This is a genomic window from Alcanivorax sp. HI0044 (genome assembly GCF_001634945.1).
The window spans coordinates 1-997 of sequence record NZ_LWEZ01000464.1 but is presented as its reverse complement, the minus strand read 5'-3'; the positions used below and the strand labels follow the sequence as shown (position 1 = coordinate 997).

Here is a 997-nt window from a genome sequence, read left to right as displayed (position 1 = left end):
CGAAAGCCCCAAAGCGCTGGCAGCGTTCACCGGTGAAGAAGGCATCCCCGCCCGGCGGCGCCAGTACCTGAAACTGGCCGGCGAACAACTGCTCGCCGACCATCAGCAGCTATCACTGAACCGCCCCCTGAACGAGCTGGCACTGCAATGCGGCCTGATGGAAACCCTGGCCCACTGGCAGCAACAGCAAGACCCAACCAGCGAACAGGAAGAAGGACTGCTGATCCCCGCTCTCAGCCTCGCCGTTAATGAAACCGTGTTGCTCGATGCAGTGCAGGCCATGGATCCCGCTGTTATAGCCCGCTGGGACCAGATCAACCCGGGCATCGCCGGCTCAATCAAGCAAAGCGAAGAGAAAGGCTGGGCCCCAATTAAAGCCTGGCTTACCACAGTAAGCATCACCCGCCAGATGCCTGACGCCTAGCCTGAAAGGCGTAATCCGAAATTATTCGGCTTAAGGTCTTGCGCGGGTAACATCGACCCAAGAAGGCGGGCGAGCAGGGCCATACGGCAAACACAAAAAAGCCCCGCCGGGCTCTCACCCGGCGGGGCTTTTAGCTTCCAGACAAACTGTCCTGGAACGGATCTTAGAAGTTGTAGCGGCCGAACACGCCATAGGTATCACGATCGCCACCAACAATGACGCGTGCGCCCAGGTCAACCGCCTGGCTTACCTTGAACAGGCCCTGGCCGTAAACGCCCAGGTCATCATCGTAGAGATCCTGATACGCCAGACCACCGGACAGTTCCAGCTTGTCGGTAGTGGCATGACGCACACCACCACGCACTTCGAAACCGATCTCATCGTCGTTGTTGCCCGGATCATAATCACGATCATCGTAAATAATGTCGGCGCTGGTCACGAAGTCCAAACCACGCTGCAACGGAGTGTGGAAGCCCACACCACCAGAAATCTGGCTACCGTCGAGATCACCATTGCGACCATAGTCACCATCAAAGAAACCCAGGCTACCACGCAGGAACAAGTGCTCGTCCA

At 57.8% G+C, this 997-nt stretch carries 1 protein-coding gene and 1 pseudogene; one reads left to right on the top strand and one right to left on the bottom strand.

The genetic code is table 11. The annotated features are described in order from the left end of the window. Positions 1–424: pseudogene (locus A3730_RS31125) on the top strand (hypothetical protein); the annotation flags it as partial. A 163-nt stretch (positions 425–587) separates the two neighbouring features. Here the strand turns inward: A3730_RS31125 and A3730_RS05670 are convergent. Then, positions 588–997: hypothetical protein (locus A3730_RS05670; protein ID WP_063537676.1), on the bottom strand; the 410-nt coding region annotated here is incomplete at its 5' end.